The 23,441-nt window shown below is 39.5% G+C and carries 18 protein-coding genes and 2 pseudogenes; 12 read left to right on the forward strand and 8 right to left on the reverse strand.

What is annotated here, in order from left to right; all coding sequences use genetic code 11:
* Positions 1–74: 74 nt before the first annotated feature.
* The 3 genes and pseudogenes from CDG77_RS25880 to CDG77_RS25890 all read left to right on the forward strand — a co-directional run.
* Positions 75–440, forward strand: a pseudogene (locus tag CDG77_RS25880) (HNH endonuclease); the annotation flags it as partial.
* 685 nt (positions 441–1,125) lie between these two features.
* Positions 1,126–2,700, forward strand: a complete 1,575-nt coding sequence (gene ltrA / locus CDG77_RS25885; RefSeq protein ID WP_190234066.1) for a group II intron reverse transcriptase/maturase — start codon at positions 1,126–1,128, stop codon at positions 2,698–2,700.
* Positions 2,701–2,943: 243 nt separating this feature from the next.
* A complete protein-coding gene (locus CDG77_RS25890) occupies positions 2,944–3,489 on the forward strand; it encodes a hypothetical protein (RefSeq protein ID WP_094332200.1) in 546 nt (181 codons plus the stop codon).
* A gap of 78 nt (positions 3,490–3,567) precedes the next feature.
* On the opposite strand, the gene CDG77_RS25895 is transcribed toward CDG77_RS25890, so the two are convergent.
* The 3 genes from CDG77_RS25895 to CDG77_RS25905 all read right to left on the reverse strand — a co-directional run bounded on the left by CDG77_RS25895 (position 3,568) and on the right by CDG77_RS25905 (position 5,308).
* Positions 3,568–3,891, reverse strand: coding sequence for a hypothetical protein (locus CDG77_RS25895; RefSeq protein ID WP_094332201.1), 324 nt, complete (start codon positions 3,889–3,891; stop codon positions 3,568–3,570).
* A 181-nt stretch (positions 3,892–4,072) separates the two neighbouring features.
* The gene (locus CDG77_RS25900; protein ID WP_069069520.1) at positions 4,073–4,504 is read right to left on the reverse strand and encodes a hypothetical protein; all 432 of its coding nucleotides are present in this window, start codon (positions 4,502–4,504) and stop codon (positions 4,073–4,075) included.
* A 174-nt stretch (positions 4,505–4,678) separates the two neighbouring features.
* Complete coding sequence (locus CDG77_RS25905) at positions 4,679–5,308, reverse strand: primosomal protein (protein WP_094332202.1); 630 nt, start codon at positions 5,306–5,308, stop codon at positions 4,679–4,681.
* Between the two features lie 327 nt (positions 5,309–5,635).
* Here CDG77_RS25905 and CDG77_RS25910 point away from each other — a divergent pair, with 327 nt between their 5' ends.
* The 3 genes from CDG77_RS25910 to CDG77_RS25920 all read left to right on the forward strand — a co-directional run bounded on the left by CDG77_RS25910 (position 5,636) and on the right by CDG77_RS25920 (position 9,630).
* Positions 5,636–7,273 (forward strand): ATP-binding protein, encoded by a 1,638-nt coding sequence (locus CDG77_RS25910; RefSeq protein WP_094332203.1) that lies wholly within the window; start codon positions 5,636–5,638, stop codon positions 7,271–7,273.
* Positions 7,274–7,726: 453 nt separating this feature from the next.
* Positions 7,727–8,512 (forward strand): ParA family protein, encoded by a 786-nt coding sequence (locus CDG77_RS25915; RefSeq protein WP_073645407.1) that lies wholly within the window; start codon positions 7,727–7,729, stop codon positions 8,510–8,512.
* Complete coding sequence (locus CDG77_RS25920) at positions 8,512–9,630, forward strand: ParB/RepB/Spo0J family partition protein (RefSeq protein WP_094332204.1); 1,119 nt, start codon at positions 8,512–8,514, stop codon at positions 9,628–9,630. Before CDG77_RS25915 ends, CDG77_RS25920 begins: the two co-directional genes overlap by 1 nt.
* Before the next feature lie 466 nt (positions 9,631–10,096).
* Here the strand turns inward: CDG77_RS25920 and CDG77_RS25925 are convergent, their stop codons facing one another.
* The gene (locus tag CDG77_RS25925; RefSeq protein ID WP_094332205.1) at positions 10,097–10,471 is read right to left on the reverse strand and encodes a transcriptional regulator; all 375 of its coding nucleotides are present in this window, start codon (positions 10,469–10,471) and stop codon (positions 10,097–10,099) included.
* Between the two features lie 1,168 nt (positions 10,472–11,639).
* Here CDG77_RS25925 and CDG77_RS25935 point away from each other — a divergent pair.
* Positions 11,640–11,978 (forward strand): annotated as a pseudogene (locus tag CDG77_RS25935) (DnaB-like helicase N-terminal domain-containing protein); the annotation flags it as partial.
* A 104-nt stretch (positions 11,979–12,082) separates the two neighbouring features.
* On the opposite strand, the gene CDG77_RS25940 reads toward CDG77_RS25935, so the two are convergent.
* The gene (locus tag CDG77_RS25940; RefSeq protein ID WP_094332207.1) at positions 12,083–14,182 is read right to left on the reverse strand and encodes a CHAT domain-containing protein; all 2,100 of its coding nucleotides are present in this window, start codon (positions 14,180–14,182) and stop codon (positions 12,083–12,085) included.
* A 137-nt stretch (positions 14,183–14,319) separates the two neighbouring features.
* Entirely contained in the window at positions 14,320–14,661 is a 342-nt protein-coding gene (locus CDG77_RS25945; protein WP_094332208.1) for a Pepco domain-containing protein, read from the reverse strand.
* Between the two features lie 458 nt (positions 14,662–15,119).
* Here CDG77_RS25945 and CDG77_RS25950 point away from each other — a divergent pair, with 458 nt between their 5' ends.
* Positions 15,120–15,683 (forward strand): glycine-rich domain-containing protein, encoded by a 564-nt coding sequence (locus tag CDG77_RS25950; protein WP_094332209.1) that lies wholly within the window; start codon positions 15,120–15,122, stop codon positions 15,681–15,683.
* A gap of 14 nt (positions 15,684–15,697) precedes the next feature.
* Here CDG77_RS25950 and CDG77_RS25955 read toward each other — a convergent pair whose 3' ends face one another.
* Positions 15,698–17,989, reverse strand: a complete 2,292-nt coding sequence (locus CDG77_RS25955; protein ID WP_223269982.1) for an NB-ARC domain-containing protein — start codon at positions 17,987–17,989, stop codon at positions 15,698–15,700.
* A gap of 992 nt (positions 17,990–18,981) precedes the next feature.
* Between CDG77_RS25955 and CDG77_RS25960 the strand changes: the two genes are divergently transcribed.
* A complete protein-coding gene (locus tag CDG77_RS25960) occupies positions 18,982–19,368 on the forward strand; it encodes a hypothetical protein (protein ID WP_190234067.1) in 387 nt (128 codons plus the stop codon).
* A complete protein-coding gene (locus CDG77_RS25965; RefSeq protein WP_223269983.1) occupies positions 19,289–20,671 on the forward strand; it encodes a caspase family protein in 1,383 nt (460 codons plus the stop codon). Before CDG77_RS25960 ends, CDG77_RS25965 begins: the two co-directional genes overlap by 80 nt.
* Positions 20,672–20,786: 115 nt before the next feature.
* Here the strand turns inward: CDG77_RS25965 and CDG77_RS25970 are convergent, their stop codons facing one another.
* Entirely contained in the window at positions 20,787–21,722 is a 936-nt protein-coding gene (locus CDG77_RS25970; RefSeq protein ID WP_223269984.1) for a type II toxin-antitoxin system RelE family toxin, read from the reverse strand.
* Positions 21,723–22,002: 280 nt separating this feature from the next.
* Here CDG77_RS25970 and CDG77_RS25975 point away from each other — a divergent pair, with 280 nt between their 5' ends.
* Entirely contained in the window at positions 22,003–22,827 is an 825-nt protein-coding gene (locus CDG77_RS25975; RefSeq protein WP_094332211.1) for a DUF4351 domain-containing protein, read from the forward strand.
* Between the two features lie 177 nt (positions 22,828–23,004).
* Positions 23,005–23,283 (forward strand): DUF4351 domain-containing protein, encoded by a 279-nt coding sequence (locus CDG77_RS25980; RefSeq protein WP_094332212.1) that lies wholly within the window; start codon positions 23,005–23,007, stop codon positions 23,281–23,283.
* Positions 23,284–23,441: the final 158 nt, after the last annotated feature.

Genomic DNA, 23,441 nt, shown 5'->3' on the forward strand with positions numbered 1-23,441 from the left:
TTAAAATGATTATCATTATTGTTTAAAATTGGATTCTTGGTTTTTGTTGATTAATTTATTCTTTGGAAGTCCCTTACACGGTATTCAATAAGGAAACCAAACAGAATCGCCATACCTGTAAACAATTACTAAACAAGGCATTCCCAGAAGTTCCTTACTCCGAAAATAAACACATCAATGTCAAAGGGGAAAAATCACCTTATGACGGAGATTTAAGTTACTGGAGCGAACGTAACAGTAAGCTATACGACGATAATACCTCTAAAGCCCTCAAGCAGCAAAACCATAAATGTGGACATTGCGGATTAAAAATGCTCAGTGACGAGAAGGTACATTTACATCACGTCGATGGAAACCATAACAACTGGAAATTCAAGAACCTTCTAGCTATTCACGAAAGCTGCCACGATTACAAACACATGAGCAAAAGCGAAAGCTAAGAACATCGGAAGCTGGGTGCGATGAAAGTCGCACGCCCAGATTGTGCGGTTCGTTGATTGAAACCGAAGCCCTTTAGGACTTTGGAGGAAAATCGTCTCTACACCGCCTTGAGTGCAAACTCAGAAATATAGTAGAGATAACTTTAGTTTAGTGTGAGTGCGCCAAACCCAAATTTGACAAGTCTCACCCGCTAGGAATGGCGTGATGCCAAAACTGCCCACACGGATGGAGAATAAACTCTAAAAATGAAGCTGGGGACAGAACGAGAATAACAAACCTGAGATGGGGGCAACTCGTATAGGTAAGTAGTCATGGTTAAACACTAGTTAAACTCTCGGAAAAAGCGTCTGAGCGTGAACGACCGAATTCAAGGTCGGACAACGACACAAGATAACACGTAAAAGTGTGAAAATACCCGCATTATTTTGATCTGGATAAATGCAATTCTGGGAAATCGTAGGCGAAATGAGAGAACCTAAAACTACAAAACAACTAAATTTTGGAACGAATAAAACTGCTCTTTCAACCTCCAGTTAGAGAGATTTAATCTCCGAAACTGTGGACTCCTTAAATAAGAGTTAGCGGGTAGAGTTGATAAGATGTACTCGAAAATTTAACAAGTAAGGACTGTTAGACAACTGGGTACGGTTTACATAGAAGATGTTCAAATGCGTAGAGAATGTTATGACAACGGAGTTAAATCCAGTTGATAAATGGAAATCGATTCCTTGGCGCAAGCTGCGGAAAATCGTGTTTCGCCTACAAGTAAGAATATTTAAGGCTCAAAAGAACGGTAATGTGCCTCTGGTGCGTAAACTTCAAAAGCTCTTATTAAGCTCTAAAGCAGCAAAATTGCTTGCCATCCGACAAGTAACGCAACTGAATACTGGGCGGAAGACCGCAGGGGTGGACGGAAAGAAAGCCCTCGAACCCTCTCAAAGATTGGCACTACTTGAAGTGTTAGTTAAGAACTGGAGGCAATGGAAACATCAGCCATTAAAGCGAGTGTTCATCCCTAAAGCCGATGGAACTAAAAGAGGATTAGGTATTCCAACCATTAGCGACAGAGCATATCAATGTCTTATCAAATATGCCTTGGAACCAACAGCAGAAGCTACGTTCAATGCCCACTCATACGGGTTCAGACCTAGTAGAAGCTGTCATGATATTCAAAGACAATTATTCAATAATCTAAACTCTAGCAGTAATGGAATAGAAAAGAGAATTTTGGAATTGGATATTGAAAAATGTTTCGACAAGATTGACCACAAATTTTTGATGCAATCTGTCCAACTACCAAAGGCAGCAAAACAAGGAGTCTTTCGGGCAATAAAAGCCGGAGTTAGGGGAGAATTCCCCTCGTCAAAATCTGGTACGCCCCAAGGGGGAGTTATTAGCCCATTACTAGCAAATCTAGTCCTTCACGGATTAGAAAATGTAGGTCATGAGGTCAGATTAAAAATCAGAAATGGCGGAAGATATATAGACACTATTAATGGATTTCGTTATGCGGATGACGTTGTGTTTATTCTGAAACCAGGAGATGACTCCAAACTCCTCCGAGAATACATTGATAACTTCTTGGAAACAAGAGGCTTAAAAGTCAAAGAAGCCAAAACTAAAGTTGCACATAGTACAGATGGTTTCGACTTCCTTGGGTGGAACTTCGCAGTTAAACCCAATGGTAAATTCATTTCAACACCAAGTCAAAAAGCTACAGATAGCATTAAGACAAAAGTTAAAGAAGTGATGAAAGATAGTCGTTTCACTCTAGAGCATCGCATCAACAAATGTGGTTCGATGATAAGAGGGTGGAGAAATTATCACAGATTCTGCGATATGAGTCAACATGACCTATGGGCACTGCGCTACTGGTTATGGAAATTTATTCGGAAACAAGGAAGATACAACCGTTATGAAACCAATAAGGTTATAAAAAGAGCAATTCCTTCGGTCAGTTGGTCAGCTTGCAAGTTTGTCATTGTCAAAGGAGATAAATCACCCTATGATGGCGACTTTGTTTATTGGTCTAAACGCGAGAATGCTAACTATGATGGTATAACGGCACGACTTCTCAAGAAACAGAATCACAAATGTACAGACTGTAATCTATCGTTCATTTCAGGTGATATTGCCGAATTACACCACATTGACGGCAACCGTGATAACTGGAAACCGTTAAATTTGGAAGTCCTGCACCGAGAATGTCACCAGCATCAGACCATTCATGGTCGGGTGAGAGTCCGAACAGTGGGATAGACCCGACTTATTAGGTGTCAGACTAGGAGCCGGATGCAGTCAAAGCTGCACGTCCGCGTTCTGAAGGAGAGGTGTCTCCTGGTAACAGGAGCATCGACTCTAATTAACAGAGAGGTGCCCCGGATAATACCGGGCATCGACTCTACCTAATATACTCTCCTTAAAAACTCTAGGTTTCAAAATGGACGGTTTAAGTTAAAAAATTAGTTGTCAATTTCTCAATCGTAGAAAAGGATTTAGCAGATGTTTACCTGCAAAGTTAACTGGCTTTGGCTGCTAGTAATAGGAGGTATAGTTACAGCTTGTACCCCTGCTACTGTAAATGTCAGTGGCAAGGATGAGAAGAATACGACTCAAGCTCAAGCTCAAACTGTGCCTGATTATCCGTCGATGTATGACGTGGATGTTAAAGTTTGTGGCAACATCATTGCCCCTCTCAAGGATAGAAAACGTTGTGTCAATCAACAATTACGTTTGTGGGGCCCAGTAGGAGAGGCAAAATTAGTTCGTGCTGGTATTTCTCTACCATCAGTTTCTAGCGTAGAGCATAAACTAGCGATCGCCTCGAAAGGCTGTTATCCTGTTTATTCCCAACCTGACCAGCAGCAGTTTTATTGGGCTAATTCCATTATTCAAGTCAACAGGGGAGGAACTGCACCCACAGTCGAAGTCAAGCCAACTCAACTTTCAAACCAGCAGATTAATGAGTTAATGACTAGTAAACTTTCCAGTCGGACAATTACAACATTTGGTGGGGTGGGATGCGAACCTGCATCTTCGGTAAAATAAAGCTTTTACGGTTGAGGGTGGGCGGGCAAAAAAGTTACCCCACATTTTAGTGGGGCTACTGTCAGAGCCAGCAGATAATTATGAAGCTTCAGCCCATCTAGCTGTACGTTGTTGTTTATGAGCTTTGCGCCGCTCCCGTACTGCATCCAAATCTTTCAGTCCATACAGACGTTTGGCGTATGCTAGTAGTTCATTGATGGGAGTTTCGCTATAGTCCTGGCGAAACTGAATGTTATGTTCGTTCCAATCAAATTCTTGCTGATTAAAACGTGCTTGAGCAGCAAGTTCTCTACCTGATTCCTCACGTAAAACTTCCAGTACCATTAATCGCACTTTATCCTGATAACCTATTACTTGATCCAACGCTTTTGTTTGTTGCTGATTACGAGTCATTTGAGTCATTTGATTATCCTTTGATTTACGAATTACTACATCTCACATAGATAGCATCGACAGATGCCTTCTGAGTTAGAGTTCACTTTTGAGTCTCTTGAATTCAGCAGCAATCGCTGCATTGAATTCTGTTGGATGCGGGTGGGCGGGAAATAAAATGCCCTGAATTATCTAATTCAGGGCATTGTAATTAATCGTCAATTTCTATATCTTCGTCATCTTCATCTTGTTCAAAATCGTCATTTATCAAGTCATCAGAGTTGCTACTTAAACCATTGAGTCCGTCCATACGTTTAGACCGAGCAGCTTTATGAGAAGCACGTCTATCTCGTATTTCATCAAGATTATTCAAGCCGTAAAGTTTGCGGGCATAATTCACCAGTTCTTTTAATGGTGTATTTACATAGTCCTTACGGAATTGGGAATTGTGTTTGTCCCAATCAAACTCTTGTCCGTTAAATCTGGCTGCTGCTGCTAATTCTCTTCCTGATTCTTCCCGCAATACTTCAATTACCATCAGGTGTACTTTTTCCTGATAAGTCATTACTCGTTCTAAAGCAGGAATATGCCTTTCAATTTTACGTGATGCTTTAGCAGTTTTGCGGACGTTAGCGTTAACCATGAGAATTACTCCTTTATATTTAGTATTTTTCTCATAGAAACAGCATCGAAAGATGCAATTCACTCCAGTTTCAATTCTTTATTCGGCAAAAAAAACAACCATGTATTGCCTCAAACAATACATGGTTATTTTGGGTTATTATTCTGTCAATTACTGAGAAGAAGTCAGAATTATTTACTCGTCTTCATCTTCTTCATCTAATTCGTCATCTTCATCTAAATCTTCGTCGAGTTCATCTTCAATATCCTCCTCATCTTCATCCAGGTCTTCGTCTAGTTCGTCATCTAAATCGTCAAGTTCTTCCTCTTCTTGTTCTTGGAAAGAATTACGACGTTCCAGAGATGCCCGGTTGAATTCAACTAAATCTGCTATTGCTTGCTCTGGGTCAGTGCTGATAGTGTCATACAGCATACCCATGAAAATTGCCACTACTTCTGGTGCATATTTGAGTGCATCTGGTTGTCCAAACAATTTAGTAAATAATTTGGTGTTCCATTTCTGCCAATCAAACTTTTTGTTACCACCTTTCTTTTTGACTTGGGCTGCAATGTCAAGTCCGAGTTTTTCACGCGCTGCATGACCGATTTTAGTGGAAACACGCGAATCCCGTAGCTGCAACTTAACACCATATTCTTTGAAGATTAGGTTCCGCAATTCCTTCAACAATGCTAATGCCTCTTCTTGCGGTGAAGCATTCGCTACCTTTGATCTAGTTGTAGCGGATGTGCCATTGGTTTTGGCAGATGTTTTAGTATTAGCTCCGTTGCGATTGTTGTTATTGGTTCTAGCTTTAGCGATAGCCATTTTACAGCTTCCTTTAATGAAGTGAATTTTTCACCTCCTTGCCGCAATCGCGGCTTTCACATCCATTCTCCTCCAATTTCAAACCTATTTTTTTAGATGAACCGGAATTTTGGCGGAGTAGTTTCTGAAATTAACGCTGTGCTGGAGGCGATGCCTGCGGCGGGCGTAGCCATCGCTCTTTTTCATCAAAGTCCTCGCGCCGTGTAAGCCGTGGGGTTTCTGACGTAATAAATATAGCCAACCCGTTAGTAATAATTATCCGTGTGGCTAAAGCATCAGTAATAAATTTGCTCTAAAAGGGGAAAGTAAGTTGTTGAAGTCAAGTTTATGAAATTGATAACAGACTGGCCTGCTCTGGCTGACCAAAATACTCCAATTGTGGCTGTGGAGTATCATACGCCTGACAGAATGCAGATACTACAGCAGTTTTACCATTGGGGTGAGGAGCGGTCTTTGTCAGTCTTTGTCTGGAATCCTGGTTACTGTGGACTACAGCAATTAATTCAGCATCAAGGTCAGTACATCTTACAGTCAACTGACAGAGGTAAAGACACGGATACTATTCAGTATCTTCTGCAAGACTATCAACCAGGCATTTATTTACTGGAGGGAGTGCTAAATGAGGATGATGGTAGCAAAATAAGTCAAAAACGTAGCTATCAATTACTCAATGGCTGTCATCAAGCTCTCTGGAGTCAGCAACATCATTACTGGGTGTTATTGGAAACTTACGTTCAACTACCTCTAGAATTACAGCCTTTTATTCCTGTACTGTCACATCCACTTCCAGACAAACAGCAGGTGCAGGTGGTTGTGCAGCAGTTTTGTGATACCTGGGTTGAGCATAGCCATTATCACCTTCAGAACTGTGCAGAGTGCGATCGCCTACACCCCACCGTACCCCATCGCCATTCTTGGTTAAAGACAACAGAAAAAACATCAGCGCTGCAATTGCTCTTCCGTGCCTGTGAGGGTTTACCCATAGGCGAGATAAATATGCTACTACAGCAATGTCTAGGTTTTGCAGAGCAGTTTGAGGAAATCGCCCAATTAGTACTAGAGCATAAAGTTAGCAAACTGCGGGGACGGGGTTTAGAGTACATTGCCCAACCGGATGTACCTTCAGCCGGAGGATTAGATTTACTAGAGAAAAGGTTAGAAACTATTACCTGTTTACTTCAACCTCAAGCACAGCAATATGGATTGAAGTTTCCCACTGGGATGCTCTTATGGGGGCCACCGGGTACGGGTAAAAGTCTTTCTGCCAAGCTAGCAGCTAAGAAAATGGGATTACCATTGTTAGCAGCTAATTGGGGTGTACTACTGGGTGATTCTCATCCCGACAGAGCATTAAAGGAGTTTATTGCTTTGGTGACTTCCCTTGCTCCCTGTGTACTTTATTGGGATGACTTTGATAAAGGCTTTGCTGGTTGGGACTCCAATGCAGATGGAGGTGTAGCACGGCGGCTCTCTGCTGCTTTACTAACTTGGATGCAAGAGCATCAAGAGCCAGTTTATACCATTGCTACTGTCAACCGCTTAGAAATGCTACCTGCGGAATTAGTGCGCCGTTTTGATGATATCTTTTTTGTGGACTTACCCTACGAAGGGGCAAGATATGAAGTTTTCAATCTACATCTAGCCAAGTATTTTCCAGCTTTTCGAGACAATAACTCTCCTTGGAGCGATGACCAATGGCGTAGGTTGTTGGCTGAATATCGTATTTGCAGCCCAGCAGAAATTGGTAATGCAGTCCGTCGTTGTGCTGAGTCGGCTTTTTATCAAGGTAGACCAGAGCAAATTGAGTTTGAGGATTTGTTGAAACAGCGACAAGAATTTACACCAGCTATGGAGCGAGAGTCAGAACAGATACAGGCAATTCGTAATCAGGCTATTTATGCTAAACCTGTAGCTAGTCAGGATGTTTCACGATTTGCTTATCAGCACCGCGAGTTATTTGGGTGATCAATTTAGCGATAAAAAAATGGTATTCAATTTGGCGAAAGAAAAAGGGGACGGTTCCTGCCCCACAGCTCAATCAAGACACTACACGAATATTTAAAAAAATCCGACGCTTGCGGACTCGCTACCCTTCGGGTTCGGCAGTGACGCTCGAAGACTCGCTACCGCTTCGCTAACGCAACCGACGGAAACCGCCAGGACTGCGACTGCCTCACCGCTACGCTATCTGCTTTTTTCAAGCCTTGCCTCGGGGAGAGGCTCGTCCACCACAAATAAATTATGAGGCTCCTCGACTCGCCAAAAAGCCTAGCCTCAGTTAGCCAAATGTAATTTTTGAAATTTAGCTTGTGTCGGATTTTGAAATCCGACATTTATTAAAATTCTCAAACTTATGTTTATCGGATTTTAAAATCCGACAAACAATTGATATACTGCGACTAAGTTTGAGCAATTTTTATGAAACAGATAGTTCTCGCGCTCCTGGCTAATGCTGGTGGAGTAGGTAAGTCTACCATTAGCACACATATTGCCTATGAAGTAAGTAAGCGGGGTTATACAGTAGCTATGTTAGATTTAGACCCCCAACGTTCATTGGATGTGTTTTGTGGTTTGTCACCAGCCGAAGCAAATTTAACTACAGTAGAGTTACTTTCAAAGGATTTTAAAGGTGATTGGTCATTAGTACCAGTTTGGGATTCCAAGGTTGAGGTGTGTCAAGGACATCCCTTGTTAGCTGAAATAGCTAATGAATTGGTGATCAGAAAGCGTGGAGAATATAGTCTAGCTGACAAACTAAATAAATATTCATTACCTCATAACTTAATTATCTTGGACTGTCCTGCAACTTTGGGTATGCTAAACGTCAATGCTTTAGCTGCTGCTACTCATGTTTTAGTTCCAGTACAGTTAGAGATGAAAGCTATTTCTGGTTCGGCAGAGTTAGTTGAATGGTGTATTTCCACAAGTGACGAGTTACAACTTGAACCACGTCCACCAATTTTAGGGTTTGTTCCCAGTATGTATAACACAGTTGTAGCTATGCACAGGCAATACCTGGCACAGTTACCTGCAATTGCTGAGAGATTAGGGATAAAGTTATATCCCAAAATTCGTAGTTCTAACGAGTTTAAAAATGCTAGTGCCTATGGATTACCATTGCACAAGTATCGTCCCAAGCATCCTGCTTGCAAAGATTTCAAGTTAATTGTTGATGATGTAATTGCATTAATTAAGGAAAAATAATGGCAAAAGGATTACCGCAGATAGGCGATAAATTTAAAGGGGCAGTACAGAAAACCGATCAAGAACAAAGAATTACGGATTTACAAGCTGAAGTAGAAAGGTTACGTGCATCGCAATCACCAGAATTAGAGACAGAAATCGCCAAACTACGCGAACAATTGCAAACGCAAACAGGTGAGATTGCCATAGATACGGGTCTAATTGACCCTAACCCTAACCAGCCAAGACAAACAATTACACAAGAGTCTATTCAGGCAAAAGCGAGATTACTAAAAAAACATGGCCAGATTACACCAGTAATTTTAGTTCCTCAAGATAACGGTCGTTATATGCTCTTGGACGGACAGTTACGTTGGTCAGGAGCGAAGCTATTAGGATGGGAGACTATTCGGGCATTAATCGTACCTCAGCCACAGGATTTAGACCAATCTTCGTTATTGACTTTTTTAGGTTTTGAAGATTTAAATCCACTGGATAAGGCAGAAGCAATATTTAAAGAGATCACCAAATCAACTGGTTTAGAAATTGATGAGGTTGCTACAACTCTTGGTGCTGTACTTAAGCGGCTTGAACGTAATAATCAAGTTAAGGAATTAACAAAATTATTAATTTCTAGTAGTGAAGAGCAACAACAAGGTTTAGAAGTACTGGATATTAATAACGAGGAGCAAGCTTTATTTTTAGTGTTCTTAGAATTTGGGTTGAATCCTGCTTCTGTTAAGTCCAATCTTTTACCAATGTTATCTTTGCCAGAAGATTTAAAAAAAGCAATTCGTTATCAAGAACTGAAAGGCGCTCACGCATTGGCATTAGCAACATTGTCATCAAGAATATTGAAAATTTCCGAACAAGAAGCAGCTATAGAACGAATAAAAGCAACAGAACAGGTATTAAAAGAAAGTTTAACTGTACCTGAGACACGTGATTTAATTAAGGGTATTAAAGCTCAGTATTTAACATCAGAACAATCAGAATCAAAAGAAGTAAAAGTAATTATTCAAAAAATCAGTAGTGGATTATCTGAGATAACTTTAGCTAATGCTAGTCGTGAACAACTTCAATCTTTACAAGAAATCTTGGAGCAGAAATTAAACGAAATTGGTAAGTTAATTGAATAAGTTTTTGGGGCAAAAAGAGCGATCGCTTAGGCCACAGTTTACTTACCCCTAAGCAACTACGGGTGAGTATTTTTACAAACTAAAAGGCGTTGGCGTTCATGTAGCGTACCCGTAGATACCCAGAGGACGGCTTACTAGAAGGTAAAGTAGATTAGGTTATACGAGGTTTGCCAAACCCCATATCTTATCAAAATCGCACTTTAAATTGGGTGTCTCTAAAATTCTTACAAAGTTATTAGGGATACACCAATTACTCAACTAAATAAAGTTAATAGTGTTGATTGGTTAATCATGAGTTTATACCTCAAAGCACTTGACTATCTCCACACAAAACCCTTACGACGCAAGTATTTTGGACTGACCAACATCGAGATTATCCAATTACATCACTTTAAAATTGGATATGGGCAAGCAACAAGTCCACATAATACCCTTATGTTCATTAATATCATAGGATTACTATGGATCATACTGCTGATGATATCAATTCACTTGTCCCAGTAGTTTTTCGATCTTCTAGAAAAGAATGGGCAATTAAATTGATGATTTCAACTCTTTCTACAGCAGAGGCCGCAGATACAAGCTTTTGCAGGCTTACACCTGGCTTTGCCCCAAGCAGCTGAGACAAATACCACTCCCGTGCTTCTATGGGAACAGCCCCTAACAATGCTAGAAACTTTCTAGTTCCCAAGTCAGCCTTTCCCTTACGAAATCTGGAAATTAGCACCTCTGAAACTCCAGCTTGCTTGGCTACAACCTTTGCCGAAAGGTTGAATCTATCGAACATCTCGTCAAATAGTTGCTGGTAAAGAGAAGTTTCCTCTGTTACAAAATTTTGCATTTCTAGCTAATTATAGGATTAGTTAGTTGTTATAGTATGCGATATTTAGAGAGAACTCTATTAGGATTTTTGAAGATATGGATAATTCAATGATAACAAGGGACTTACTCTTTTCAAATTAAGCCAACAGTAGTTCTGACTGAAAACATAAGATCAGCTTTTCTTCAGTAGAGCAGAACTTCTGTTAATACTTGCTTTGGCGACACTTTTGAGGGCGCAAGTTAAGAGAATTTAGGCATACATCAAGTAAAGCCTGAAGTTGCTAATCGCTTTGCTCTCTATTGTTGTGTGTCAAATGGCTGGTGTTTAAAAAGTTAGCCCTTGTCTGGGGGGACAGGGGCTGGAAATTTTTCTTGCTTATTAAGGTGATTATGACACAGAACAGTTCAAAAATTCAAGGTAAGTTTTACCCACTCCAGCACGACGAATGGCTGAAAGCCTGCCGAGAATTAACGCCAGCACAGAAAGATGTGCTGTACTACATTCGCACTCTCGACCCTTATGGCGATGGGGTTGAGTTGTCTGTTTCCGGGATAGCTAGGCAACTGTCAACAGAGAATAAAGAAGTACATCGCTCTACAGTTAGCCGCGCTCTCAAAGCCTTAGATGACAAGGGATTTATTGACCTTGAACTACTGAAAGTCCAAGTCAAAATTTTAGCTGGTGGGCTTCATTGTTGCGATGAGACAACAGTGTTGCCTACAGACAACAGTGTTGCCTCACCGCAACAAGCGCGATCGCTACGCAACAAGCGTGATCATGACGCAACAAGCGCGATCGCTACGCAACAACCGAGTTCCGAAAGCCCTACCCAGCGCCAATCTTCAAGTCCTAAGACTTATAAGACTTATTCAGACTTTATTAAGACTCTCTCAGAAGACGAGCGAGCGAATTTTTGGAAATTTTGTGAGGAAAAAACCAAAAATCTTAGCCAGCCAGTGAATGACATTGAGGCTTGGTTAGCTCACAAGAACAAAGNTGGAAGAAATCGCTGGGAGGTTTATTACGAAAAATATCTGGCTTCAAAACAGGTACAAGCCAAAAAAACTGAAACAAAAAATGCTCAAGACGAATTCCGCCGAGAAATCGAGGAACGGCAACGACAAGCTCAAAGAGCTTGGGAAGAGTCGCAAAACCAAAATCTCGCTCTTGATACTGACGGTGAGACATGATTGATAAATTGCCACCCCAAAACATCGAAGCGGAAGAGGCGATTTTAGGCGGTATCATGCTTGACCCAGAAGCAATCGGTAGGGTGAGCGATCGCTTAATTCCCGAAGCCTTTTACATTAGCGCCCATAAAGATATCTATCAAGCCGTGCAGCGCCTTCATTGCTCTGGTAAACCCACTGATTTACTCACAGTTACAGCTTGGCTTACTGACCACGAAATGCTTATCCGTATCGGTGGGAGAAATAAATTAGCAACTCTGGTAGACCGCACAGTGTCAGCTGTCAACATTGACACTAGCGATCGCTACTTAGAAAAGGCAAAAACAAGGAACTTGGACCTCGGTTTATTGGGAATAAGCCCTGGTAATTGAGATATAAAATCCGATCTCACATTTTCGCATTGCTCCCCAAACAGAGTTAGATAAACGTGTTCATTACACTACTTTAAATTTACACGTCCTTGAGGGTCGCCATAGAGCGAGTATGCAAGCCAAGTAGAGTTGTAGGGCGCAAGCTGGCGGATTTCTTCTCTAGCATAGCGAAATGCCTCAGCAATAGTCTCGTTATCTTTTAACAATCCTGTGTAGAAGCGTTGGGCAAACCTTAACGCTAGTCCATCATTTACTTCCCACATAGCTCCGACGAATACAGCCACACGCGCCTCTGTTACTAACCGTTCAGCCCAACCACCTAAACCAGTAAAACTGAACTCTGACCGTCCTCCATGACAAGCATTAATAAAAAGCAGTGGGCGTGGTCTGCGTCCACCAAATCTGACTCGAATGTCAGAAGGACGTAGAATACCATCTGATAACTTGATCGCAGAGTTACCAGGTAAGGTAGCGTCAAACATACCGTGGCAGGCAAAGTGTAACATAAAGAATTTTCCGGTCTCTAACCAATCCAATACTTCTTGGTAAGTGCTAAAAGGCTCAAGTACAGTGATATCTGAACGCAAATTATGTAACTGTTTGATGAAAGTTACCTCTTCCTGTACTGCGGACAGGTTGACTTGAGTAGGCGCTATTGGCCGTGCCGTACCCACCTGTAACTCTTCAACTGTGCCTCCTTGCCCTGATAACCAACGGGATAAAGCAAACTGCTGACACCAAAATTGTTCGTCTTCTCGTTCTCCATCTTCGTTATAACGATAGGGCTTAATTACTTCCCACGGTACCCAAGGCTCATCAGAAGTAATGAGAATAGATGAAATTAGGGATTTAAAGCGCCAATACTCCTGCTGCAATTTATCAGGAATTAGTTCATCCCATAGTTCACGCCCTAAAGTTGCCAACCGTCGCTCGGCAGCAGCTTGTTCTGTTGACTTGATTGGGCCAGCTAAGCTTCCCAGTTCTTTGTATACTGCCTGCATTTTCTCTAATGGTGAGCCTTTCAAGGTTAATTCACCAACTTTGACATGGTGATACCCTGCGACTTTTGAATGCAACGTGAAGTAGAGAGTACGGTCATCGCGCAATTCAATGCATAATTCCAAATCGGGTGGTGGGACAATAGGTGCTATTTTTAACTCTAGGCTTGTCACTTCTTTTGGTTTTGATACATCGTAATCTAAAGGCTCTTTCACAACTAGTACGCTGCACCTTTCTGTACCAATACGGCGATCGCATTGGTAAAAATCTACTCGTATTTCTTGCTCACCAAGTTTGCAAGCAGTAAGGTTAAACTCTACACTAGAGTCGCTGTCAAGTTTCACTTGCATTAATTGATAATCGTTGCCTTCAATATCAAAACCGCGAGGAGTACGCAATACTACTTCTATCTCAGGCAATTGTGCGGGAGTACAACTATTCTCAACATAGATAGCCTGAGTACTAGGCTTTGGTTGTTCGATCAAAAGTTGGACGAATAGGCTGAACTTTTCGTTAAGGATAATTTGATTTGGACATTCTAAATTAGGATAGCGCAATAGCAGTGAAGAAGCTTCCAGAAAAGCTTGATGATTATCTATTGGTTGAGTGTGGGGTTGATTAACAGGAGGAATATTTCTCGAAGAAGTTTGGGGTCTATTCTGTGGAGGTTCGTGATATAAATTGGTTGCGTCTAGCTCGGTTTTTTCTGATTTAGGCAGCTTCGGTCTCAATCCACGCCCTGTTTGTTGTAATAAATTTGTTGATGACTGTGGTGATGTTTCTGCTGGTAGTAATGGTTGTTCTATATCGTAAAAATCTGCGGATAAGAATAACCCACTATTACGATTTTCTTCAATAAAAATTTTTGCTGTTTCTAACTCTTGTACGGTCTCTAATTTAGTAGTGACCTTTAAGAATATTTCTTCTGGAAACTGGTGTATTGCTGGCAAAGCTGTTTCTTTACAGACAAATTTTTTAGTTGCTTCTATCGCTGCTAGTAACTCTTGCTGATTTCTAGATTGTATTTTCAGCTTTTTGCCATTTACTTCTACTTCTACCTCAATTGCTTTACTGCCTACGCGACCTCCTAAAAAATTTAAAAGCTTCTGAATATTTTTTAGGTTAACTGTAGCGGACAAAAACCATACTAAAAAAAACCTCAGTGACATACAAAATATCCCTACTATTACACCAACTAGTACAGCGTGGCGGAAATAAAAAAAAATTACAAATCACCAACAGGCTTATGTTATAGTCATTTTGACTTTTGACTTCCGCCTTACGGTACTAGTTTTAAATTTGCTATTCACTCTAATTCGGTTCGTTTAAACTTTAGCGTTATTGCTCCTTTACCACCAGCTTTTGCACCACTTCCAATTAAGCTAACTTTACCTTCGCCATTAATTTCTACTGATAGCTCAATTTCATCAAGGTGCATTCCAGGTTTTTTTTCAGTTTCTATCTCTGCACGTTTGAATAAACGACTTACTATTTGTAAAAACCGACCCATTTCTTGCTCTAACTTGTCGGCGCTAATCTCTACTTTGTACTTAGTAGCACCTTCAGATGGAGCTTCCCAAGTCCTTGTTTCTGGTGGAAATTGAACATTATCAGTAACAATCGAGATAATTTCTTCTTGCATAAACATTTTAGTTGCCAATTATTTTCTTTATGTGAATACAAAACTAAATCTTGTTTTACGGATGAAATATGGTTGTTAGAAATTATAGTGAGAACTATAATTGACTACGAAATAAGGTAGAAAGCAGAAGGAATGGTATTTTCATGCTTTATATAAATACCTCCCACAAGAAGAGTAATTTTTATCCTATAAGATGCTAATTTTACAAAACTTTACTGACTGAGTTTATAAATTTTCTTAAAATCAGAAATTGAAGCCATAGACTAGCATATTATCCAGTAGTTCAGCGATTTTTACCTACCAAAATCAGTTTCTCAATATTTCTTTGAAAAAACTTGAGATTTTTAGCCAAAAAGCATAAAACTGCCTCCTGACTTATGAGGGTAATTAAGGGAACTCAGACAAAAATAGGTTGTTTCCCCTGTAACTAACAAAGTCTAAAGCCTATCAAAGGAGGTAGTCGCTTGAATATAAGCTTGGATCAAGAAACACTAAATGTACATTCACTTTCTAGTTCGCAAGTTCTTAAGCAAGGTTTATCTGAAAAAATTTATAGCTTTTTCAATAAGTTAAACAAATTGGATTGGCAGCCAGTTGCTAAAAAACTTATATGTTCTGATAACGGAACTGGACGGACACTACAACAAACTGAATCTGCAATCAGTCTTTATAAGATGTTTTTGTGCCTCCATTTTCTATTCCCAGATATAGAATTAGTTCCGACCAAAGAGATTGATGAAGTATGGCACAGCCATATTCTGTTAAATACTTATAAATACATTCAAGATTGTCAGGAGTTATATGGATATATTTTTCATCATTATTCTCCTGTTGATGAAACTTTAGAATTTCAAGACCAACACTATAAAAAGGCTATAGTAATAACTAAATACCTGTTTGAAAAATTGTTTGGTGTCAGCTTGATAGAAGATAGTCAATATCAGCGGACAGCCTCTCTGATAGTACCTCTGGATAATCATTCATTACAAATAAGTGCCTGTTTAACTCTTCCAATGATTCAATCATAAAATGCAATTTTGTATTAACTGGAGAATAAAGTACGCATTTCTTTGGCTTCTGTTAGCATCTTCAGACTTTCAAAACCATCCGATGCTTCTTCTGCCAAGCGTTTAGCTTGGGGTAAATTCCCTGATAGTTTTTCCAGCTTGGCAAATGATGCCTTATGGTAAGCAATAGAGCGTTTATCTTTATGTCTCTCTGCGATTGGAAAGCTTAATTCTAATAATCGTCGTGCTTCTTCTAAATTTCCTAATTTTAGAGCCACGTCTGCTAACCAATTTTGAATAGCAACGACTGCTCTTTGCCATCCAGCTTGTTGAGCTTCAGTTAATGCTTGCTGGAAAATGTTTTCAGCCTGCTGATAATCTCCAGCTTGAAAATGTATCTGTCCTTGATAATAAATAATATGAACTTGTTGTTCCTTTATTTTCAACTCTGGTAGCGATGCTTGTTTTAACAGTTTTTCCTCTTCTGTTAGCCACTCCTGAGCTTGCTTAAACTGTTGTTGATTAATATATAAAATAGCCATGTTTGTAGCTATCTCTAACTGCAAGATTATAGTTTGATGGTGGCGCAAATCCCAAGCTTCCTGTAACAAAATCTCTGCTTCTTTTAGCTGGCTCTCTTGGCGCATCCTAATCAAAGTGCCAGCGCGATCGCTCATTACCTCAACTGCAAAAGTCCAATCTCCAGCTTGTTTGGCAGTTTCAATCAACCAAGCTGTCCAGTCTAAACGTTCATCCCAGTATCCACGCACATGAATATAGCCTTTAATATGTTGCCAAATTGTTCGCGCATCACAGTACATTACTTGACTAATACACCATTCGAGTACGGCTCTGAGATTTTCCCATTCAGCTTCTAAATAACCATAGCCGAGATGCCATTCCTTCCAATTCGTACCTCCGTAAGCCTCCGAAAATTTGATATACCAATTGACCCATCTTTGTTGCAACTTTTGAGCCAATTCACTATTCGCAGCTAACTCAGCAGCAGAATACTCGCGGGTCAATTCAAGCAGGTTGTAGCGCCCTTGCTGCTGATAAACCAAGGAAAGTTGCTGCAATTTCGCCAATCCTTGGGCTGTAACAATTGGGTCAGCTTGCTCAAAAGCAATACTGGCAGCAGTTTCTCTGGTTATAGGTTGTACTCCTAGTGAAATTGCCATCAGTAAATAATAAGGGGGCGTGCCTCTTAGGGGAATTACCGAGCCTGCAAAACAAAAACGGGCAACATCACCATTAGGTTCTTTGATTTGTGCCAACACATCCTCCAGTAAATAACCCGCCGCCATCTGACCAACGGCATAAATAATTGCAGCAGGTATTCCGCTTACTCCCTCAAAAAGTTGCTGGGATTCTTTCGTAGTCAAATTTATACTTTTTTCTTTGGTTTCATGTTGGATGAGGCGCAAAGCATCTTCTTTAGGTAGACAACCCAGGCGAATGGGTACAAACAAAGCTTGTTCACGAGTAGTGATAATGACTTTCACCGTTGGTGGTAAATCGTATAGAAAGGACAGAACTTCCTGTTGGTCTTCAATAGTTTCTAAATTATCAACAATTAATAAGGTTTTTGTTTGAGATAACTTCTCTCGAATTGGCTGGAATTGTTCTTCTAGAGGTAAATGAATGATTTCACTGAGGTCTAGGACACGAGCAATTTCCCTGCAAATATCCCGCAGAGTACGTTCTCTAGTTAATCGAGGCAAGATACCAATAGAGGTCAGATGATTCTGTTTGGCGGAAGTAAAGATAATGGCTTCAAAGGTGGGAAGGCTGGGAGCGAAATGTTCGTTATTGCTCACTTCCAAGCAACGATAAGCTACTTCTACGACTAAAGTAGTTTTACCTACACCACCAATGCCATCCACACTGATTAAATGAGCGGTGTGCTGAAAATCCAAAAGTTCCATTAGCCGCATGATTTCTTGGGCGCGACCAATAAAGGCTGTATGTTCTCTTGCTGGCAAGTTTTGATAAATAAGGTATTTTTGGCTGATATTTACCAGATTGGGTTCAGTTTCTAAATCGGGTACATGAGCAGGTTGGGTATGATCTGAAGGCTCCTCAGCATTTGACTCTAACCGTTGCGACTGTTCCAACTTGTGAGCCAGGATAAATCTGAGTTTATTTTCTTTACCACGACTAACGCCACTAATATTGAACTTCCTGTACACCTGACCCATACGTTTCAAACAAGCATCTGCTGATGTACTCAATTGGGTGGCTATTTGTTCGTAGCTTAGACCATCCGCCATTCGCATCAAGAAAACTTGCTGCTGTTCTGGGGATAGTTCATGCTCGTAAGCCATTTGAGTAAGAAAACTATGTGGCAACATTCATCAACAAATAATTTGGCTGTTTATCCTCCAGTTTACTCACTTTACCGAGGCATTAGGAGGATAGATAAGGTTAAATATTGTAAAGACCGGGAAAATAGCCTAAAAAAAATTATATTCTCAAATAAACCGAGGATTAAGGAGGATAACTGGTATTAGAGCTACTGCTGTAAGAAATATATAAGTTCTCAGTTGCATGACTTACAAAACCTTACCCTACCCTACCCTATCGGGTACTCTTCTTCTTGTTATGGATACTGCTAGCGATTTAGGGGTTATACCCATCGTTGAGATAAATTAACTTTTTTAAGGCTATTCCAGGACACGATGTCTACAACAGGCTACGCCTACTCACCCTTGCCGTTGTGCCAAAAAGCGTATAAATCTTTTGGATAAGGGGTTAAAGTTACCATTCGCCAGCAGTAACCTTACTTGCTAAGGCTGGGGCTGATGTAAAAAAAGTGTATTGCGCCTATTGAAAACCGCTATATCAGTAACTGACTTTTTCCGTTAAGTCGTAAAAGGTTGAGATAGTAAGGATTTTAAGCTCTCATGTATTATCAATACATGAGATCTAATGACAATAAACGACGAGAGAATAGGACTTTGAGATAGCGCTTCCAGGAGCGATCGCATCCTCTCAAAAGTAACGGGAAAAGTTAGATATCAGCAAATAGCCTCGCCAACTGCTTCCTTAAGCTTTCCACTTTTTCATTCAAAGTGGCTTGGATGCGGTGTGAGAAGGTAAGTGTCTTTCCAACCTGAAAAAATATTCAGATTTTTTTTCCAATATGCATAAAACTACACTCTATCTTTGGAGACTGATATAGGAATCTAAAAAAGCGAGGAGTAATCAGCTTGGATAGTCACTGTCTCGAAGACACTTATAGTTAAAGTTTTGTCAATCAAAGTTAAATGAATAAGTAAAAATAAATAGCCAATGCACAAATAAGGGGTATCTTGCGATGGTTCAAAATCGACCACAGCCTTCTTTAGAAGAACTAGCTGTGAGAGCTAAAACAGCAGCAATACGAGCTAAGGATGACTCGCACAGTTGTGAAGTGAGACAGCAAGCATTATTAGAAAAACAGATTTTACTCACAGAACTAATGAGTGTATTAATGGAGCAGATAAAAATTGAGTTACCCAAACCAAAAAGCATCGATTTATCATATCTTTATGAAGAAACGCTCCAAAATACCTTGTTGTATGTTTGTAAAAATATAGAAAAATTTGACCCGGAAAGGATTAATGTAAAAAAAATAGATAAGGATGAACCCCAAAAAAGGTCATGGTTCTCAAGAACGCGCTGGACAGGAATTTTGGCATTTAGAACCAGACCATTTGAATGAAACTTTGGTTTGTTGGGATAGTCGCACAGATGATATTTGGGATTTAGCTGATAAAGAACTTGCGAAATTAATTGCAGAGGTTTCTCAAAACCACCCACATATTGTTATAATTTTGGATTTTTGTCATTCTGGTGGAGGAACACGAGGCGAAAATTATGATGTGTCTTCAGATGAATTTAATTTGCAACAACTAGAATATACAGGTATACGTTCAGTCAATACTGAATCGAGAGAAAGACCACTTTCTAGCTTTATATTGTCAGATAAAGAAATCAATAGTATCTTTTGTAAATCTGATTTGAATGGCAACCAATCAAATAAGTTTTTTCTACCACAGGGGGAATACATACTTTTAGCCGCTTGCCGAGATAATGAAGAGGCAAAAGAACATCATATTCAAGAAAGAGGAGTATTTTCGTACTTTTTATTGGACAGCTTACAACGAAATGTAAGTTTAAATTATCGTGATTTATTTAAGCGAACTAATGCCTTAGTTCGCAGTTTCTATCCCAACCAATCGCCGCAAATTGAAGCAACAAATCCCAATTACTTAGACCAGCCTTTTTTAGGGGGTATAGTTGGTCAACGACAAATATACTTTACCGTTATTTATGATAGTTTCAATGGTTGGAATATTGATGCAGGAGCAGTTCATGGTATTATTTATAGTAGTAACAAAAATGAAAAAACAAGGTTAGCTATCTTTCCAATAAATGTAGAGGATATTAGCCAGCTACAAAATGCGATCGCTGTAGCAGAAATTACAGAAATTTTACCACAATTGAGCCGAATTAATATCTCTGGCGAAAGAGAAAAATTAGATCCAGAGTTAACTTACAAAGCTGTGATTACCAGTTTACCTGCATCTTCTTTGAAAGTTTATCTTAAAGGAGAAGAATCTGGGGTTAGCTTTGCACGTCAAGCTATTCAAAAAGCTAGTTTTGGTGAAAGCCATTCACTTTATATTTGTGAAGTAGATAATTTCAACGAAGCAGATGTTTGCTTACAAGCTTTATATGATGAATATTTAATTATGCGCGTTAGCGATCAGCGCCAATTAAGATCACCAATTGCGGGGTTTGCTCCAGAAAGTGCATCACAAGCAATTCATGCTTTAGAACATATTGCACGATGGATAAATATAGCTACCATTACGAGTCCTGCAAATAGTTTAATTCCAAGTGATGCGGTACAAATGCAAGTTTATCAACAGGAATCAGAAATTCACGATTACCAGATTTATTTGGAATACCAAGCCAATAATGGAAAGTTACAACCTCCAGGGAGCAATGCGAAAATGTGAGATCGGATTTTATATCTCAATTACCAGGGCTTATTCCCAATAAACCGAGGTCCAAGTTCCTTGTTTTTGCCTTTTCTAAGTAGCGATCGCTAAAAATTTAGGTAATTTATGTTACCTATCTTTTGTACCTCACAAAATCGCATTGCTCCCTTTTGACATTAACATACTGTATGTCTTCGCCTAGCAGACTTGCTAAAAGTTGTTGAGAAAACGCAACCAGTGCATTTGTATAGGTTGTAAATAGGATTTTAGGTTTTTCGATTCCGTTGGCGTGGAGTGTTTCTACCAACGCACGAACACGGTAAAGTGCAACGGTACTTTTTCCCGTACCGGGGCCACCTTTTAGCAGTGTAGGGCCAGAAGCGTTGATTGCCCAACTGACGAATTTTTCTTGTTCGGGATTGAGTTTGAGTAAAAATCCCAGCAACTCACCTTCAGTGAAGCGCAATAAATCATCAGTGCTACCTGTAACAAAGCTGGGTTGGTTCAGAACTTGGTCAAAATTGGGTTCAGCGATACAATCAAAAATGCGATCGCACCATTTCCCTGGTAAATTGACTGCCATTAAATCATCTAATGTCCGACACGCGGTTAATGTTGTCCAATATTCTTCCGGTAGTCGCAACCTATGAAGCAAATCTTCGGTAATTTCCACGGGTAGCGGGCTTTCTGTGTTGGAGGTATCAGGCAAAACCAAGCTTGGGGTATAAGTTGGTTTTACAGCCAGTAATGCTTCTACATCTGGCAGAGTGCTGATATCAATATCGGTTGTTTCAGCAACTAGCTTATCGCCTTTGTATACATCTTTACGAGCATCTGCACCCAGTAAGATTACCCATTGATCGCCAAAAGTATAAATTATGCGATAGTCGCCTGAACGCAAGCGATAGACATCACCCTTATAGCCATGTAATTTCTTCTTTAAATTACCGTGGGGTTTGGGATCATCCCGCAATACTTCGATTTTTTCTAAAATTTGCACTACGTACTCTTTAGGAATAGCCAAGAGTTGGTTAGTGAAGGTAGGTTTATGGATGATCTCAAAGGTCATTATGGATAAGTATTTATACGTATAAAATATAAGTGTGTTTAAACACTATTAAAAATTATACTCAATCTTCAATGAGGAATGGGAAATTGGTAATGGGTAATGGGATAAAAAACCCTTTTATCTGCTTTATGCAAATGATTTAAATGGCAGCAAGTTAAAGTTTTGCTCATTTTTAAAATTTAATATTTAGTTGAGAACTATAGTAATTTATTATTATAAAAATTTTATTTATTAGCCCAAAAATTATAAAATTGTATTGGATTAAATTTGGGTGTAATTAGTGTCTTTTGACAACGTTTGTAAAATATTAGCAGAAAAATATCCAACGGATTTTGCCCGGTGGCTGCTACCTGATGAACCACAAAAAATAAAAGTATTAAAAACTGAATTAAGCATCGAACCAATTCGAGCAGATTCTGTTACGTTTTTACAAACAGAGAATAGGATTTTGCATCTAGAATTTCAAACAACAGCAAAATCTGAAACTCCCATTCCCTTACGAATGTTGGATTACTTTGTCAGGTTAGTGCGACAGTATGATGTTCCAATAACGCAAGTAGTGATTTTTTTACAAGAGACAAGTAACGAAATCGCTTTTACTGAAGAATATGTAAATGAGATGACACATCACCGCTATCGTGTTGTGAGAATGTGGGAACAAGATTCGGCGTTATTTCTAGATAATCCTGCATTATTACCGTTAGCACCTTTAACACAGACAGATTCACCCCAAAGGTTATTATCGCAGGTTGCCCAGAGTTTTGCTAGAATCTCAGATAGGGAAACTCGGCAGAATATTGCAGCTTACACAGAAATATTAGCAGGTTTGAAGTTTGAGAAGGATTTAATTCAGCAATTTTTAGGAGAGGAAATTATGCAAGAATCTGTAATTTATCAGGATATTTTGCAGAAGGGGAAACAACAAGAAGCGGTTTCATTTTGTTTGCGGTTACTCAATCAACGTTTTGGGGAGCTTAATTCATTCACAATAGAGAGAGTTCAAGTTTTATCTGTTGAGAAGCTCGAAGCTTTAGGTGCTGCATTGTTCAACATTTCAGAAGTATCTGATTTAATTACTTGGTTAGATCAGCAGGAAAGTAATTAGTTTTAGGTTTTGATAAACTATAAAGCCGGAGGTAAAAACTCCGGTCTTTTATATAGTGATTGTTCATAATTATTAAAGTAAATTTAACTTAATTCATACTTTTACAACAATCGGCTATTTATTTTATAGTAAAAATGTACTATATTAATATCCGATCAATTATGGAGTGAGGATTTTATGCAACAGTCAGTCAATGATGAAGATATTTTATATCCAGGTGTATATCATTTGTTTAATTGTTTAGTTCGTAGTCGTTTTTGTGATATTAGTGAACTTGAGGAAGAAATACCTGGAATATCCGAACGCATTCGCGGATTGAATCTTCAACAGTTAGAAGGATTTGCAATAGCTTTTATGGAATTTAATGATGCAATTGATTTAAAGGTTTGGTTAGATGAATATGAACATGAAAAGGATTGGGAAAATCGGTTTGTAAAAAAGGTATTTAATTGGTGAAAACTTATAACCCACCCTACCAAATTCTAGTTCCAGTCCCCCTTCTCCCTTGGGGAGAAGGGGCTAGGGGATGAGGGCTTGATATGAGCGACATGCTGAACCACATTGAAAAGAACAAGAAAGAAACACAACGTTTAATTGGTCTGGAGTATGAACAG

Source organism: Nostoc sp. 'Peltigera membranacea cyanobiont' 213, from assembly GCF_002245975.1.
GTDB lineage: Bacteria > Cyanobacteriota > Cyanobacteriia > Cyanobacteriales > Nostocaceae > Nostoc.